Genomic DNA, 16,889 nt, shown 5'->3' with positions numbered 1-16,889 from the left:
CTGTTAGTTTCTAAAAGTAACTATAAATCATCCTTGATTTGTCCAGATAGCAATGAAGTCGCAACGTTACCTTGCGTATACACTAATCAGAATGTTGCAAGGAAGTGAAGCAGAATGCTTCATTCGCAGGTGGACTAGGGCATCGGCAAGGTAAGCCAATGCAAGCCCGGCGTCGTTCTGGATGATAACTGGAATGAACGGTAAAACGTGAAGATGGGAGCGACATAAACGGAATGAAGATTGATGAACAATTGAACGATTCCAGCGTCGATCATACAGGCAACGGCAATATTCGCAATGGCAACACAAGCGATAACAAGACGAGCAAGGGCACTGGCGCAAAGTCGCTACCGGCATGTCCGGTCGAAACGACGATGACCCTGATCGGCAACAAATGGACCGTGCTGATCGTGCGTGACTTGCTGCAGGGCACCAAGCGCTTCAGCGAGCTGCGCCGCTCGGTCGGCAACGTCTCACAGAAAGTGCTTACCTCGAACCTGCGCGAGATGGAGGCCGACGGCCTGGTCAATCGCAAGGTCTACGCTGAAGTGCCGCCGCGAGTCGAGTATTCCCTGACCGAAACCGGTCGCAGTCTAAAAACGGTCATTGACGCCATGCGCACCTGGGGCACCTCCTACCAACAGGCCATGCTTCATCCGGTCGATTAACCAAATCAGTGAGAAAAGCACCAAAATCGGCCGAAAAAGGTGCTTTTCTCCTCAGTGACATCCAAAACCTGTGCGAAAAGCACTATTTTGGGCCTGTTTTGGTGCTTTTCTCACTGATAAGGTGTGCTGGATGTGTCGACGGTATGAGTCTGCTTCCACGGGTGTGCGTTGGGGTAAAGTGGCAGGACGAAGTTGTGACGTGGCGGCAACGCGGCAACGCGGGAACGCGACAATTAGGCAGGCAGGGAATTCGTGCTACAGATCAAAGACATCAGCAAGCAGTATAAGACCGGCGATTTCGTTCAGCAGGCGCTGGACCATGTGAGCCTCACCTTGCGCGACAACGAGTTCGTCGCGATTCTGGGGCCGTCCGGTTCCGGCAAGACCACGCTGCTGAACATCATCGGTGGGCTCGACCGTTACGATTCCGGCGATTTGGTGATTAATGGCACGTCGACCAAGAAATACAAGGACCGCGACTGGGATTCGTACCGCAACCACACGGTTGGATTCGTCTTCCAGAGCTATAACCTCATTCCGCACCAGACCATCCTTTCCAACGTCGAGCTCGCGCTGACCATTTCCGGCGTCTCGCGCGCCGACCGCCGCAAGCGTGCGGAAGAGGCCTTGCAGAAGGTCGGTTTGGGCGAGCACGTCAACAAGAAACCGAATCAGCTTTCCGGGGGCCAGATGCAGCGCGTAGCCATCGCCCGCGCACTGGTCAACAACCCGAGCATCGTCTTGGCCGACGAGCCCACGGGTGCACTCGATTCAGAGACTTCCGTGCAGATCATGGACTTGCTCAAAGAAGTTGCGAAAGACCGCTTGGTCGTCATGGTCACCCACAACCCCGACCTCGCCCATCAATACGCCAACCGCATCGTCGAGCTCAAGGACGGTGTGATTCGCGGCGATTCAAGACCTGTCGAACCCGAGGAAATGGCCGATGAGAAGCCTGCCGTTCATCGCACCATGGGCAAGGCTTCGATGTCATTCGCCACCGCAGTCGCGCTGAGCTTCAACAACCTGAAAAGCAAGAAGGCCCGCACCATTCTGACCTCGTTCGCCGGCTCGATAGGTATTATCGGTATTGCGCTGATTCTTTCGGTTTCGACCGGCGTGAACCGCTATATCGCTGATATCCAGAAGGAGACGTTGACTTCGTACCCTATCGAGATCAACGAACAGACCTTCGACATGAACAAAATCATGGACACCGCCCAGGCCGCGGCTGATTCCAAGGAGAAAGCCAAGCCGCGCAACGGTATCTACCCTGATGATTCCAGCGTCAAGGGTGCCGCGTCGGTGACCAACGGCATCACCAGCAACAATCTGAGCCCGTTCAAGACGTATCTTGACAAGCCCGGCAACGACGTGCGCAAGTATGTGGGCGATGTCGGCATCCAATATTCGTATTCGCCCAAATTCTCCGTGTTCACCCACGATTCGAAAGATACGCTCGTAGACGTGGATGGTGTGAAAGTCGGGGGAAGCTCCGTGGCCACACAGTCCGCAGCCAGCACGTTCGCCGGACTGGATTCTTCCTCCAACGATTTCGGCAGCCTGCAATCCCTGCAGATCTCCAAGCTCACCGGCAAAACCGACAACAACAAGGCGCCGTCCGCGTTCTCGGAGATCATGCCCGGCGAGCACGCCAACAAGCAGCCGATCAGTTCCGTGATCACCGACAATTATCAGATGGTCAAGGGGCATTGGCCGAAATCGAGCGACCAAGTCGTGTTGGTTCTTGACAAGAACAACCAGATTCCGCTGACCCAGGTCTACGAGCTCGGCCTGCTTCCCAGCGCCGATTATAACGATATGATGAACAAGCTTAACAGCGGCGAGAAGGTCAAGACGGACACTTCACGCATTGATTATTCCAAGGCGATGAATCAGTCGTTGACGCTCTTGCCCGCAGCCGACCAATACGTCAAGGGTGCGGACGGCCACTTCAAATATGTGGGTAACGACGCCGACCAGGTCGGCAAGCTCATGGATTCCCAGGCTGCGGTGAAGCTTCACGTTGTTGGTGTCATCCGTGCCGACGCCAACGCCAAGACCACACCGTTGTCACCGGGCATCGGATATACGCGCATGCTCACCAACTCGCTGATTGACTATGCCAAATCCAGCGAAATCGTCAACGCTCAGAAGGCAGACCCGAACCATAACATCTTGAACGGCATGACTTTTGCGCCCTCCGACGATGCGACCAAGGCCGCCAACGCCAAGGCCTATGTGGCCTCGCTGCCTGTCTCCGAGCAGGCGAACATGGCCAAGAGCCTCATGACCCAGGCACCCGGCGGCATGGGTGCGGCGAGCTCCAGCCAGCCTGCCGAGGTGACCCAGCAACGCAACGCCGCCGCGGCCGCCGCAGGCAATGCCGCCGTCGCCAGCAACCCGCAGGAAGCGGTCTCCGGCATGGGTGAACAGCAAGTGGCGCAGGCTTTCAGCAACTACCTCGCCACGGCTCCCGAAAACGTGCTGGTCTCGATTTACAACCAGTACGTCTCCACTGGCACCTACAACGGCAACCTTGCCGATTTCGGTGTCATCGGCCGCGACGCCCCGAGCTCCATCAAGATCTACGCGGACAGTTTCGATGCGAAGAACAACATCGAGGACGCTATCAAGCGCTACAACGACGGCGCCAAAAAGAAGGACCGCATCGTCTACACCGACTACGCGGGCCTGATGATGAACTCGGTGACCACCATCATCAACGTCATTACCTACGTCCTGATTGCGTTCGTCGCGGTATCGCTGGTCGTCTCGTCGATTATGATCGGCATCATCACCTACATCTCCGTGCTTGAGCGCACCAAGGAGATTGGCATCCTGCGCGCGATGGGGGCTTCGAAGCACAACGTTTCCACGGTCTTCAACGCCGAGACGGGCATCATCGGGCTATGTGCCGGCGTCATCGGCATCGTAGTGACACTGTTGCTGATAATCCCCGGAAACGCGGTGATGCACCACTTCATGGGCACCGACCGTGTCAACGCTGCTCTGCCGCTTTCCGGCGCGATAATACTGATTATCCTGTCGGTGGTCCTCACCTTGATCGGCGGTCTTATCCCGTCGCGCAAGGCCGCCAAGCAGGACCCGGCCACCGCGCTGCGCACCGAATAACCTAGACACAATCGATGCATATGCGCATGCGTCCCAAGTCGCATGCGCATATGTTTTCACCTTCAAGGTAAGTCATTTTCGTTGTGCCTCATCGCCTCGTGAACCTTGTATAGATTTTTGATATGGCAAGGTGCGTGGCGGCGAAGACGCGACACGGTAACCTAGTGCCCAATACGTTTCGATATAGCGAAAATATTGGGGGAGCACTATGTCCAGTGACACCGAAACCGGCTTGGCGGGCTGTCCGAAGCCCAACGATTCCCATACTGACGATGCGCCGACTGCGGATTTCCAAGCTGTAAAGCGCCGGAAGCGGCAGCGTCAGAAGCAGCAACTGGCCTTTGAGACCCGTGCCGTCCATGCCGGCTACGACCCTTACGAACACAATGGTTCGGTAAGCATCCCGATCTATCAGAGCGCCGCTTTCGCCATGCACGACGCGGTTCGCGGCGACGGCCTTTCCTCCGGAGAAATCGAGGGATTCTCGTACTCACGTTGCGCCAACCCCACTGTTGATGCGTTGGAACGTCGCTTGGCTGATCTCGAAGGCGGGGTTTCGGCGGTGGCGCTGGCTTCCGGAATGGCGGCTGTGTCGTTCGCATTGCTTTGCGCGGCGGAAGGCGGCGGCAGGCTTATCGCGCCCAAAGACCTTTACGGTGCCTCCATCGATGCCATGGAAAGCTTCTTTCCTCAGTTCGGTATCCATACCGATTTCGTTGAGGATATCAACGATATCGCCGAAGTCGAATCGAAAATTACGTCCGACACTCGTGCCGTTTTCGCTGAATCCGTGGCCAACCCCTCCACCAAAATCACTGATATCAAGCCGCTTGCCGACATGCTTCATCGCCATGGTGTCGCCCTTATCGTCGACAACACCGTGCCGACCCCGTACCTGTTTCGCCCGATTGAATTCGGCGCCGATGTCGTCGTCCATTCCACCACCAAGGGCGTCAGCGGGCATGGCAACGCCTTGGGCGGGGTGGTGGTAGACTCCGGCAAGTTCGATTGGGCCAACGGCCGTTTCCCGCAATTTACGCGAAAGGAACTGGTGGTCAGCGATGAACGGAAGAGCATCTGGAAGAGTTTCGTCGAGGCTTATGGTAACGCAGCTTTTGCTGGTCGCGTGCGCATTAAATACCTGCACAACCTTGGCGCGGTGATGTCGCCGGCCAACGCCTATCTGCAGTTAATCGGTTTGGAGACGCTTCCGCAGCGTTTCCGTCGCGAAACCGACACGGCCCTGAAAATCGCGCGTCACTTGGAAACGGTGCCGCACGTCACCCAGGTCAATTACTCCGGTCTCGATTCCAGTGCCGACAAACCGCTCGCCGACCGTTATTTTCCCAATGGCATCGGCCCCGTGCTTTCCTTCCGTTTGGAAGGCGACGAATCACATATCAATCGTGTGGTCAATGCCGTGCGAGTGTTTTCCTACGTTCCCAATATCGGCGACACGCATTCGTTGATCGTCAATCCTGCGCGTATCACCCACCGTGAGGTTCCGGGCGACTATCGCTGTGCCGCCGGCGTCGATGACCACTTGCTAAGGCTTTCAATCGGTTTGGAAGAGCCGTCCGATCTTATTGCCGACCTTGATCGGGTTATCGCGCAAGCGTACTGACTGGCTATGAATCTTATTCCTGAATACCTTCAAGCTCTTTACTACGCTTGTCGGCAGCGGCCATTGCCAAAGAGCTCACGAAGTTAACCGGCTGGTCGAAGTTGGGTTGGAAGAGCATATCGGTGGAGGCCAGTTGATCGACGGTGAATCCCGCTTGAATAGCCACGGAAATGAGATTGGCGGCCATGGAGATGTCGTGCTTCGCGGCGAACTGTGCACCCAAGATGTGTCCGTTCGCTCGGTCGTAGACGATGGTCGCAGTCACCGGAGTGGTGGAGAGCATGAATTCCGGACGGTAATTCTCTTGGATGGTGGCGGAATCGGCCTCGATATGACGCCGGTTGGCCAGGTCAAGAGTCATGCCGCTGGAAGACATCGACAGGTCATAAAGCTGGATGGCGCTGGTCGCCTGCGTGCCTGCGTAGGCCTTGGTGGGCTCCTCGATGTTCTCGCCGATCAGCATCGCCTCACGGATGGCGTTGGTGGCCAGTGGGCGGTATTCGTCGGTGTTCGTCGGGTTGAAATGAACGGTGGCGCAGTCACCGGCGGCGAATACGTCATCGAGAATGTCGTTTTCCGGAGTGGCGGCGCGCATGTATTTGTCGACGATGATGGCGCCATAACCGAGCGTGCGCAGCTGGGCGGAAACCAGGTTGGTATTCGGCACAAAGCCTGCGCCCATAACGGCCAGATCCGCTGTGTATTCGCCAAGTTCAGTGACCACAGTGACCCCGGAATCATCCACTCCGTCGCTGCCGGTCTCGGGACGGAAGGCGACGACCTTCTGGTTCATGGCCAGCGTCACGCCGTGCTCCTCGAATGCAGCCTCAGCCTGATCAGTGACCGACTTGTCGTAATTGTTGTCGAGCACATGCGGCAGCGCGTCGACGAGGGTCACCTTAATGTCGCGGGTGCTCAGCTGCTCGGCCAGCTCACAGCCGATATAGCCGGCTCCGACCACAACGACCGACTTGATCTTCTTGGTGCGTTCGACGATGCGCTGGCCGTCATTGAAGTCCTTGCACAGCATGGCACGGCCGCTGTCGAGCGCCTCGCGCAGGCCTTGGATGAAAGGCGCCGCCGGCGAGGAACCTGTGGTGATGACGAGTTTGTCAAACCGGTATTGCTTCGACTTTCCGGTTTCGAGATCGGTGGCGTTAAGCTTCTTGCCCTTGACGTCGATGTCGGTGACCTCGGTGCGCATATGCATGCTCGCCCCGGTTTCTTCGAGCTCCTCGGGGGAAGTGTAGAACATTTTTTCGGTGCTGCTGACATGATTGCCGGCCCACAGGGCGATGCCGCAGGAAAGGAAGGAGACAGTATCGTTCTTCTCGAAGACGTCAACGGTCCAATCGGGGTGATTGCGAAGAATGGAAGTGGTGGCATACGTGCCTGCATGCGTGCATCCGATAACAGCAACTGTAGTCATGAAAATCCCCTCTGATAATTCCGATGTGCCATGTTGTACTCCAAAGGGGGTAAAACTTAGGCTTTCTTAACATCATAGCTAGAAGGCTCGACGAATGCCTTGTAAACGTAGGTTTATTAAAACGTTTTAAGCGCTATTCTGGTTTGAAATTTTTACTTGTAGTCAACAATATCAAACAGGCCAGCAGGTTCTGAAATTGTGGTTTGACTTTAACATAGAAAGTTTTCTTCAAAAAGAAAATGTAAATATGTAAATAAATATGCGACATTCTAATATTTATTGCATATATAAATCGATTTGTCATATAGACGGATTATTTTTGTTGCTTCGGATAATGTATCGGCTTGCAGGTGGTCTTGGCATATATCCGGCATCGGATGTTGCCGGTGAATGGGGGATTGGGTCATGGCAAGAAAGTCGGGTTCTTTCACCGTTTCCACGCTGATGGTCGCGGCGAGCCTGTTTGTCGGCGGGGCCTGCGGATCGTTGGTGCGTCTGGCGTTGAGCGCGTTGCAGCCGGCCGATGTTACCTGGCCGTGGATGACCACAACCATTAATCTCACCGGTGCTTTTCTGCTCGGATTCATTACAGCGTATATGGCCGCGCTCGGCCCTGATATCGGCGTTTGGAGGGTGACCAGACTCGGGCTTGGAACCGGGCTGATCGGAGGGTACACCACGTATAGCACTTTCATGCTTGAAGTTGCTAAACGCATCAAAAGCGGCGAGGCGGCAATAGCCGTGGCATATTTGCTGGTCAGCATCCTTGTAGGGCTTCTTTGCGCGATGCTGGGGTTGGCGGTCGGCAAGGCCGTAGGCAAACGTCGTGCCCGGCGCGATGGTCTGGAACTTGATGCCGCTGAAAGCCAGGGGAATCGGGGCAATGGCTCTGACGGACTGAATGGGCAGGCCGAAGCCTCCATCTCTTCCGTTTCTGCCGCCTCTCAGGATTCGGCGGGATTGGTTGATACCGATGAATCTGGTGAATCAGTTAACCCTGTTAAGCCCGATAAGTCCGCTGATTTTGCTGAGCCAGCCGAACCTATCGATTCAATCGATTCAATCGATTCAACCGAACCCAATCGCGGCCGGTTGGTAGGCGTCACTTTCCTGCTTTTCGCCTGCGTGGCCGCCGCCGCATTGCTGCTCAACCCGCATTGGTGGCAGGATATCATCGCCCTCGGCCTGCTTCTTGTGGCCTCGCTGCTCGGCGGTTTGGGTGCGTTCGCCCGTTATGGCGTCGACGCGTGGGTCAACAACCACATCCACCTTCCCTTCCCGTGCGGTACCATCGCCGTCAACTTCACCGCTTGCCTGGCCATGGGCCTCGTGGCCGGTTGGTGTGCGACGCACGTAGGTCTGACGACTTTGCAATACCTGCTCGCATCCGGTTTCCTCGGAGGCTATTCGACCTTCAGCACCGCCAGCGTAGAAGGCGCGAAACTGGCAAACGGTGGCAAGCCGCTCTGGGCTTTCGTGCACACGGCGGGCATGATGGTCATCTCTCTTGCGTTGCTGATGCTCGGCATGATGGTCTGAATACTGTTTTCTGTATTGTTTAGTATTCATCGAGAATGGATACCAGAGGTTCTGCTACGATTTGGCTAAAGGGTGTATCCGGAAATCGCGAAAACGCGCGATTGACGGGCATTGCTTTGATGTAATACATACGGAAAAGAGATTGAAGGGAATATCATGGTAGGGCTTATCCTCCTGATTATCGTTCTGGTAATCATTATCGCGTTGATTATCTCGGGTATCTTTGTGGTGCCGCAGCAGCAGGCGTATGTCATCGAACGCTTTGGCAGGTTCCTTAAAGTCGAGCTGGCTGGCATCCATCTCAAGATTCCCTATGTCGACCGCATCGCCACCAAGACGAACATGCGTGTCAACCAGCTGAACGTCAAGCTCGAGACCAAGACGCTCGACAATGTCTTCGTCACTGTCGTCGCCTCCACCCAGTTCCGCGTGGACCCCAACAATGTGGCCACTGCCTACTATGAGCTCCGCGATCCGGCCGGCCAGCTGCGAAGCTACGTCGAGGATGCCCTGCGCTCCGCGATTCCTGCGCTTTCGCTCGATGATGCCTTCGCCAAGAAGGATGATGTGGCCGCCGACGTGCAGAAGACGGTGGGTGGCGAGATGGCGAAGTTCGGCTTTACCGTCGTCAAGACCCTGATCACCGCCATCGACCCGAGCCCTGCCGTGAAGACCGCCATGGACTCCATCAACGCCGCCCAGCGCGAGAAGGAAGCCACCCGCCAGCGTGCCGACGCCCAGCGCATCCAGATCGAAACGCAAGCTACCGCCGACGCCGAAAAGACCCGTCTGCAGGGCGAAGGCCAGGCCAATTATCGCCGCGAGATCGCCAACGGCATCGTCGATCAGATCAAGAGCCTGAAGGGCGTGGGCATGGATATCACCGACGTCAACAACGTGGTGCTTTTCAATCAGTACCTCGACGTGATGCGTTCGTTGAGCGAATCCGGAAACGCCAAGACGGTCGTGCTTCCGGCTTCCACGCCTGGCGGCTACCAACAGCTTTTCGACGAGGTCACCAAGGCGATGGTCACTTCCAACGAAGCGAAATAAAATAGATTGGATTCACTTGGCTGGCAGGCCATTTTCTGGTGAGTTGCAAGCCGAATATCCACTATACTAAGCAGTACCGGCCAAGATGCCCAACAAATCCGGCAGCTTGACCAGGACACAAGGATGTGTCAGCAAGCTGGGCGGACTCCTCACTCACCCGAGGAATCCGCCCAATACTTATTTTTCTGCGGTTTGACACTTTGGTGCTGGCAAACGGTATTCCAGTTGCGATGAGAGTCCGTTTTCCAGCACCAATTACAAAGCCAGTTTTGACGGCCGATCAGCTTGCGATGAACGCCGGTATGGCCTCGGCTGCATCGAGCCCCTTCTGATACATCTTCTCCAAGCCTTCGGAATTCTTGCTCAACGTGTCGAGCCCGCACAAGTCATCGGGCGCCAGAATCAGCACCTTGCCTTCGGCGGCCAGCTTTTCGGCCACTTTCATTTCTTCGTTGTAGGTGCGGTAGCGGTTCTTCAGGCGTTCCGCGGCGACGGGGTAGGAGCGTTTCAACAATGCTGCCGGAGCGGTGTCTTTCTTGGCTTCGCGCACGAAATCGCGCTGATGGGTGAGGATGAGCACGATGCGGTCGTAGCCCTCGTCCGCTGCTAGCTGCACCGGAATCGGGTCGGCGATGCCGCCGTCATAGTAGGGGATGCCGTCAACGACGTACGGTTCGCAGGCCACTGGCACCGCGCTGGAGGCCTTCATCACGTCGTAATTGTCTTGATGTACGTCAGACTTGTCGAAATAGCGTGCGTAGCCGTTGCGTGCGTCGCAGGCCACCACGGTGAACTCGGTGGGAGAGGCGGCGAAGGTGGGGTAATCCACCGGATATTCGCCGTCTGAATTGGAAAGCGTGCCATAAATATAATCCAGATTGGCATAATTATGGAGCTTGAAGAAATTGTTCGCGCTCGCGTATTCGGGCCGGAAGGCGTACTCGGTATAGAACTTGTAAGTGCGTCCGCGCTGGCCGGAAATGTAGGAGACCATGTTGGCACTACCTGCGGAGACGCCGTAGCACTTGTCAACGGTAATGCCATTGTCCATAAGCCAGTCCATCACGCCCGCCCCATAGATGGAACGGAAGCCCCCGCCAACATCGATTAAAGCAGTTTTCGTCATCGTCTCACCTTTCCTCGAAGGCCGAAGTCACTATCGTTAGTTAACCGAGCATACGTCTGCCTTACGGACAATGTTTCGGTGTTGGCCAATGGTTGCACAAACGATGATATTGTGACGAATTGTCAGATGGCGCAGGCGGTTATAAGAATTGATATCCCGATTTTCTGTGCGGTCAGGCATTGAGACGTTTGGCGGCGAGGGCGGTCATGCGCTCGCTGGGGTCCGAGTTTTCGAGCGTGACGCTGCCTTGGGCATCGGGGGTGGCTAGGGCGTCCGAGGCGGCGAGGAGGTCGTGCAGGCGGCGGGCGGTACCTTCGTTGCCGTCGATGATGGCGGTGGAGGCTGGGAGCAGCTCGCGGAAATAGTTGCGGTAGAAGACGAAATGCGTACAGCCCAGCACCACCGAATCGATGGTATCGAGATCATAGTTATCGAAATAACGGTGCAGTGTAGACATCACGAGATCATGGTCTTCAAGTTGGTCGTGCTCCACGATTTCCACCAGGTCGGGGCAAGGCTGGCGGTAGATGGTGTTGGTGGCGCTGAAACGCTGCATCAACGCAGTGAATTTCTTCTCGCGCAACGTCAATGGGGTAGCGGCGACGATGACCCGCTGTGGCTTGCCGTGCCCCCGGTCGCAAGCCACTTTCAATGCCGGTTCCATGCTGATGATGGGCAGATCGTAGGTGGCGCGCAAGTCGTCGACGGCGGCTGAAGTGGCGGTGTTACAGGCGATGACAATGGCTTTGACACCCTTGGCGACGAACTGCTCGACGATGGCGAAGGAAAGTTTGCGCACCTCTTCCGGTGTTTTGGTGCCGTAAGGCGCGTTGGCGGAGTCGCCGAAATAGACGATGCGTTCGTTTGGCATTTCCGTGTGGATTTCGCGCACGACGGAGATGCCGCCCAGCCCCGAATCGAACACACCAATGGGAGCGTTTAATGCCATGCCATCCTCTTTCACCGCGATTTCAACCAGTCTGATTGTAAGTTTAGCGATTTTGCTTCTCGTTTGTAGCGACTCGAACGAACATCCACACGATGGGCAACTGCTTTCCCACAGCGCGGTTGGCTCTAGGCGTGACGGATGAATCGGTGGGGCAGGTAGACTATGGCTTATGAGTCTTCCGCATTTCGTCTATAAAGGGCATGGCACCGGCAACGATTTCGTCATCTATATCGACCGCGAGGGCAAGCTTGAGCCTACTGCCGACGAGGTTCGCCATATCTGCGACCGGCATTTCGGCATCGGCGCCGACGGTCTGATCCGCCTGGCCAAGCCGGAATATGTCAGCGACCTTTCGGCAGTTGCAGTCGAGCAATGCCACGAGGGCGGGGCCGATTGGTTCATGGATTACCGCAATGCAGATGGAACGCTTGCGGAGATGTGCGGCAACGGGACCCGTGTGACGACGTTGCTTGCCCAGCGTGCCGGTATAGCGGATGCTCCGGGCGGCGTGCCTTTCAAGCTTGGGACGCGGGCCGGGGTCAAGACGTTGCGCTCGCTGGGAACGCTTGAGCCCTACGGCGACGACGTGTTCCAAGTCAGTCTTGGTGCCGGCAAAATCGGGGATTTGGATACCTATAAGGTTACGATTCCGGGAACTGATGGTGAGACTGCCGGAACGTTCATCGATATGGGCAATCCGCATGTCGTTTCGATTGTGGAGGACGGCAAGGCCACGTTACCGGCCGTCGAGGATTTGAATCTCATCGTCAAGCCCGTGGTAAGCCCGGCGATCGAGACCGATCAGAACGCCGAATTTGTTCGCATCGACGCTTGTGACAAGGTCGCTGATACGGGCCGTGCCACCATGCGCGTGAACGAACGCGGCTGCGGCGAGACGCTTTCCTGCGGTACCGGGCTCGGCGCCACGGCGGTGACGTTGAGGGCGAAGACCGGTGTGAGCCATTGGGATATCAGCATTCGCGGGGGCTTGGTGCATGTTGACGTCAGCGATGAGGACGTACGGCTTACCGGCGCTGCGGTCATCGTGGCGAAAGTGGAGCTGTTGTAAAAGCAAGAAACCCGCACAGCCGTCCATCGTGACGAATATGCGGGTTTCTTTTAAAGGTTTGTCAAACGCTCAGGCGAAGATCGCGGCGCCTTCCTTGACGAAGATCAGCGCGATGATGGCGAAGATCCAGACGATGTTGACCATCCAGTCGTAACGCATGCGGTAGTAGGTATTGAGACCCTTGCGCCAATGTTTGCGCGGTATCTTCTGTACCGTAACTGTCGCATGTGTTAGCGCCATGAACATAATCGTCGTGGCGAACATCATGGTCATGCACCAGGGGCAAAGCGCCTTGATGACGAACATGGACTGACTCATCAGCCAGTAAGCGTAGGAGATCGCGGCCACACCGCCCCACCATGCTGCCATGGAGAACCAGTAGGGAAGCTTGACGTTGCAGGCGCCCACCACGGCGACGGTGATGAAGACGGAATAGAAGCAAATACCGAAGAACGCGTTCGGGAAGCTCAGTCCGCCGAACTTGATGATCTCAGCCTGCCAGGATTCGGCGACAGTGGAGCAGGAAAGCACGGAGTTGACGTCGCAGCCCAACGCCTTGTTTGGATTTCGAGCCAGTTTCAGGGTATCCGCAGCCAACATCAGCGAGGCGAAGAGGCCGATGCCTGCGCCTAGGCACATCATGCCGTAATTCCAGATGGGACCATGGAAGAATCCGGTAGGTTCACGATTGTCGCTCAATTCAGAAGGCAGCTGGCCGTTGAGATCTCTCGGTCCTCTTTCCATGTTCCTCACGGCGGTGGTGCTGTGTTTAGTCGACATGCATATCCCTGCTTTCTTATGCCCCTAGCGTCTCATCGGCTGTCGAGCTCATAGGCCTACGATAGGTCTATGACTAGCGACGAATATAACGATTGCGGTCCGGCTTCCGGCTGGGATCTTCACTGTCATACGGTCTTTTCCGATGGTACCAAGACCCCTGCCGAACTTGTTGACCTTGCAAAAGCTAACGGCCTGCACGGTATCGCAATCACAGACCATGATACCACCGCAGGATGGGACGATGCTCAAAAAGCCGCTGAGAGTCGCGGTTTCCCGTTGCTGCGCGGCAGCGAGATCACCGCTCAGGACCATCACGTTTCGGTGCATATGCTGGCTTACCAGTATGACCCGGAAGACGAGGGTATTGTGAACCTGTTTTCCTCCACGCGTGCGGCGCGTATCGAGCGGGCGAAGCGCATGGTATCGCGTCTGTCGAAGGATTTTCCTATTACGTGGAACGACGTGATGAATCAAACCAAAAAAGGCGACGAGACGACGGTGGGCAGGCCGCATATGGCCGATGCGCTGGTGGATGCGGGTTTCTATCACACGCGTTCCGAGGCCTTTGCCGGAGCTATATCCTCTTCGAGTAAGTATTACATTCCGACGCCTTCGCCGAGTGCGTTGCAGGTCGTTGAAGTCGTGCGGCAGGCCGGCGGGGTGAGCGTCGTTGCGCATCCTGCGGATTACAGCCGCAACAGGGTTCTGCTTTCCGGCTCCCAGATTCGTGAGCTGGCCGATGCAGGGCTGGGTGGCCTTGAGGTCTGGCATCGCGGCAATGATACCGAAGATCGTGAGCGTCTGCTGGGTCTTGCTCGCGAGCTTGGTCTGCTCGTTACAGGTGGTTCAGATTGGCACGGGGACGGCAAGCCCAACAAGCTCGGCGAAAACCTGACCGCCGACAGTGTTGTGGCGCAAATCGTTGAGCGAGGGGCCATTCCGTTGATTTCCTGAGCTTGGGCTAAACGGGACTGAACTGAGATGGGCAGAGCCAAGCTGGCTCGTTGCGGCGTGTTCGCCGAGTACTTTTCTTAGCCGACGAATGGTGGTTTTGATACTGCAATATCGTCGTGAACATGGCCGGGGTTGGCCTAGAAAGCATCTTTAGAAAATGAAAAATACCCAGCTCGTGAATCAAGTCGCAAGAGGCTGGGCATTATCGATAAATATTATTCCGCAAGCATAATTATATATTTGCGGCTGCTGTGTTTAAAGAGCTCCAAAGCCGACGGCGTGCTTGGTTTCCGAACCGATGATGGCGTAGCCCAAGGCACCGGCCGGCACCATGATGTGGCGGTCCTTGTCATCGATCAAATCAATTGGCTCGCCCTTCGCCACTGCATCCGAAATGGCGCGGCTGACTTCATCGGCGCTTTGCTCGGTCGTGAAATTGACCGGACGTGCCACGTTCTGAATTCCGAGTTCGACATCCATGTGTTACCTCTTTCGTATTTGAATGGTTCTTAGGTTTTATTGTGCCCGAAGGCTGGTCATTACGCTTCTGGCTAGGATTGGCACGCTTGTCCACTGGCGGGGGAACAGACCAAATCGGTGAGAGGGAACCGATTTTTATCTCAGTCAGAAGTGTCTTGTTCCTTGCCATCTTTGCTTGAGAGCGAGGGCTTGGCGGTGTCAGAGCCATAAAGGCCATCAGTGTCATCGTCGGAATCCGCGTCGTCGGTTTCGTCAGCAGGAGATGCGCTTTCCTTGGCCTCCGTATCATCGTCCTTGCCCGTGTCGTCCTGTTCGGCCGCGTCATCAAGCTCCTTGACGATTTCGGAATTTGTACCATCTTCAGCGCCGTCCTCACTCTGGGCACTGATATCGGTTCGTGAAGCAGCGCGTTCCTTCTCTGACTTTTCCTCGGCTTCTTCAAGCCCCATCTCGGCGTCGTGTAGGGCCTGCTGCTCCTGCTCGAGTAGAGGAATCAGCGTCGTTGGTGCATCGCGGTCGACGTCGCCCTTCTTCGCAGCCTCGCCATAGGCGTCGTCTTCCTTGGAATACTGGACGTGCCATGAAACCTTGCGTTCCCCGGTTTCGTCCTCGTCCTCTTCCGACTTTGCTCCGGACTGGCTTTCACTTTCGGCACTTGCGGTGCGCTCTGAGCTTTCGGAGGCGTCGTCGGTATCGGCTTCGATGCCTTCATCCTCGGCCCCGGCCTGTTTCTCGGCTTCGCTCAATACCATTGTGGCGGAAGACGAGGGATTGGGCATGTTGGCATAGAGCGGCTTGGATTGTGCGACGGGCTTCTTGTCGTCGGTGCGATCGTCGTCATCTTCGGATACGTCTGAGGTGTCAGGCTTGAAATGCACCGGGCGATCGGCGGTGCTGTCGCTCAAGTTCACCAGTTTGGTGACTTCGGCGGAACCGGTTTTGTCGTCGTCTTCCTCTTCTTCGGCACGTCGTGCATTCCTGCGACCCGAAGCGGAAGAGACTTTGTCGTCTTTCGGTGGAACGACAGTCGAAGCGGCTGTGGCGGCGCCTGCGGCTTTGTTGGCCACGACGGTGAGCTGATGCGCCAGATGTTCGACCTGCGCCTTGAATTGCAGAATCTTGGTATTGTCTGCACGTCCCAAAGCTTCGATGAAATCGCCGACCTGCTCCATCTGCAGCCACAGATTGGCACGAAGCAGGATGAGGTCGTCGATGCGCGAGCCCATCATCGCGCCGTAGGCGTTCATCAACGAGTTGCGATGAGATTCATTCATTTTGGCGAATATCCAAGCCAAGTCGCGAGCTGGATCGTTGACCTGCACATCCTGCCAGTTGCCAACCTGTGTAATGGTGGAGTCGGTGAAGAGGAAATCGCCATCCGCGAATCCTCCGTGGGTCAGCGTGGTGGAGAAAGACCAAAGACCTTCGGTTTCGATAATTTTAGCCCAGCTGGAAGTGATGGCGGGCGGCACATGGCCAGCCTGCTGCAGACGCTTGATCCAGCCGGTCAGTTGGGCGCGAATTTGCCCGGTGGTGAAAGCCGGATATTTCGCCTCGGTCAAAAAATCGGTACGTTGCCGATGAATGGCGCCGATGGCCGTCCCGACGCTCGCGGCGTCCTGAATGGTAAGCAAATCAAGCTGCCGTGGCTCGCCTTCCACATGGGGGGTGACCAATACCGAATTCTTGCCGGTCGGGCTGCCAGTTCCCGCAGCGCTGAACGCCAACGCACGATCCACAGCGAAGCCCAGCCCGCTCATTTCATGGGATTTGGCGAGAACTTTCGCGGCTTTCGCACGTCCCGTGAGCAGCTTTTTGCCTTTCGGCTCACTGGAGACGAAGACATCGTAACGTCGTCCTGCGGTATCCTGCACCACAACGTAATCGATACCGACGGCGTTGTCGGCCTTGTCGCTGCGGTTATGTTCGCACACCCCGGCCATGGAGGTCTCAGGCATGGCGGCGGAGGCGAGGGCCGCCAGCATAAACTTGCTTCGTAAAGTCACATCTACCAGATTAATACACCCCTATGTCCTAGAGTTTGCGCGCTTTCAAGGGATTATTAGACTATCGGGTGCAGCTG

General features: G+C 56.3%; 13 protein-coding genes. 7 read left to right on the top strand and 6 right to left on the bottom strand.

Going from position 1 to position 16,889, the window contains the following annotated elements; genetic code table 11:
• The first annotated feature begins 374 nt into the window (after window positions 1-374).
• From OZX72_RS06985 to OZX72_RS06975, 3 genes are all read left to right on the top strand, one after another.
• Entirely contained in the window at window positions 375-668 is a 294-nt protein-coding gene (locus tag OZX72_RS06985) for a winged helix-turn-helix transcriptional regulator (protein ID WP_348519678.1), read from the top strand.
• 252 nt (window positions 669-920) lie between these two features.
• Window positions 921-3,803, top strand: a complete 2,883-nt coding sequence (locus OZX72_RS06980; protein WP_277157976.1) for an ABC transporter ATP-binding protein/permease — start codon at window positions 921-923, stop codon at window positions 3,801-3,803.
• A gap of 208 nt (window positions 3,804-4,011) precedes the next feature.
• Window positions 4,012-5,427: a PLP-dependent transferase gene (locus OZX72_RS06975; protein ID WP_277157975.1), complete on the top strand. Its 1,416-nt coding sequence runs from the start codon at window positions 4,012-4,014 to the stop codon at window positions 5,425-5,427.
• A gap of 13 nt (window positions 5,428-5,440) precedes the next feature.
• Here the strand turns inward: OZX72_RS06975 and OZX72_RS06970 are convergent, their stop codons facing one another.
• Window positions 5,441-6,856: an FAD-dependent oxidoreductase gene (locus OZX72_RS06970; protein WP_277157974.1), complete on the bottom strand. Its 1,416-nt coding sequence runs from the start codon at window positions 6,854-6,856 to the stop codon at window positions 5,441-5,443.
• Between the two features lie 405 nt (window positions 6,857-7,261).
• On the opposite strand from OZX72_RS06970, the gene OZX72_RS06965 reads away from it, so the two are divergent.
• Both OZX72_RS06965 and OZX72_RS06960 read left to right on the top strand, forming a co-directional pair.
• Window positions 7,262-8,395, top strand: coding sequence for a CrcB family protein (locus tag OZX72_RS06965; protein ID WP_277157973.1), 1,134 nt, complete (start codon window positions 7,262-7,264; stop codon window positions 8,393-8,395).
• A gap of 156 nt (window positions 8,396-8,551) precedes the next feature.
• Window positions 8,552-9,448, top strand: coding sequence for an SPFH domain-containing protein (locus OZX72_RS06960; protein WP_277157972.1), 897 nt, complete (start codon window positions 8,552-8,554; stop codon window positions 9,446-9,448).
• Between the two features lie 280 nt (window positions 9,449-9,728).
• Here OZX72_RS06960 and OZX72_RS06955 read toward each other — a convergent pair whose 3' ends face one another.
• Window positions 9,729-10,574 carry a patatin family protein gene (locus OZX72_RS06955; RefSeq protein ID WP_277157971.1) on the bottom strand — a complete coding sequence of 282 codons (846 nt, stop codon included), beginning with the start codon at window positions 10,572-10,574 and terminating at the stop codon, window positions 9,729-9,731.
• A gap of 172 nt (window positions 10,575-10,746) precedes the next feature.
• A complete protein-coding gene (murI, locus tag OZX72_RS06950; protein ID WP_277157969.1) occupies window positions 10,747-11,523 on the bottom strand; it encodes a glutamate racemase in 777 nt (258 codons plus the stop codon).
• A gap of 169 nt (window positions 11,524-11,692) precedes the next feature.
• Between murI and dapF the strand changes: the two genes are divergently transcribed.
• Window positions 11,693-12,592, top strand: a complete 900-nt coding sequence (gene dapF, locus OZX72_RS06945; protein WP_277157968.1) for a diaminopimelate epimerase — start codon at window positions 11,693-11,695, stop codon at window positions 12,590-12,592.
• A 69-nt stretch (window positions 12,593-12,661) separates the two neighbouring features.
• On the opposite strand, the gene OZX72_RS06940 is transcribed toward dapF, so the two are convergent.
• On the bottom strand, window positions 12,662-13,336 hold the full coding sequence (locus tag OZX72_RS06940) for a vitamin K epoxide reductase family protein (protein WP_277159398.1): 675 nt from the start codon (window positions 13,334-13,336) through the stop codon (window positions 12,662-12,664).
• 105 nt (window positions 13,337-13,441) lie between these two features.
• On the opposite strand from OZX72_RS06940, the gene OZX72_RS06935 reads away from it, so the two are divergent.
• The gene (locus OZX72_RS06935) at window positions 13,442-14,326 is read left to right on the top strand and encodes a PHP domain-containing protein (protein WP_277157967.1); all 885 of its coding nucleotides are present in this window, start codon (window positions 13,442-13,444) and stop codon (window positions 14,324-14,326) included.
• A 255-nt stretch (window positions 14,327-14,581) separates the two neighbouring features.
• Here the strand turns inward: OZX72_RS06935 and OZX72_RS06930 are convergent, their stop codons facing one another.
• Together OZX72_RS06930 and OZX72_RS06925 are read right to left on the bottom strand one after the other, a co-directional pair.
• On the bottom strand, window positions 14,582-14,806 hold the full coding sequence (locus tag OZX72_RS06930) for a DUF3107 domain-containing protein (protein ID WP_277157965.1): 225 nt from the start codon (window positions 14,804-14,806) through the stop codon (window positions 14,582-14,584).
• A 140-nt stretch (window positions 14,807-14,946) separates the two neighbouring features.
• Complete coding sequence (locus tag OZX72_RS06925) at window positions 14,947-16,812, bottom strand: phosphotransferase (protein ID WP_277157964.1); 1,866 nt, start codon at window positions 16,810-16,812, stop codon at window positions 14,947-14,949.
• Window positions 16,813-16,889 lie beyond the last annotated feature (77 nt).

Origin of the sequence: Bifidobacterium sp. ESL0769 (assembly GCF_029395495.1) — a bacterium.
Taxonomy (GTDB): domain Bacteria; phylum Actinomycetota; class Actinomycetes; order Actinomycetales; family Bifidobacteriaceae; genus Bifidobacterium.
Note: the sequence above shows the minus strand (reverse complement) of the source record. Positions and strands in the feature narration are given on the sequence as shown.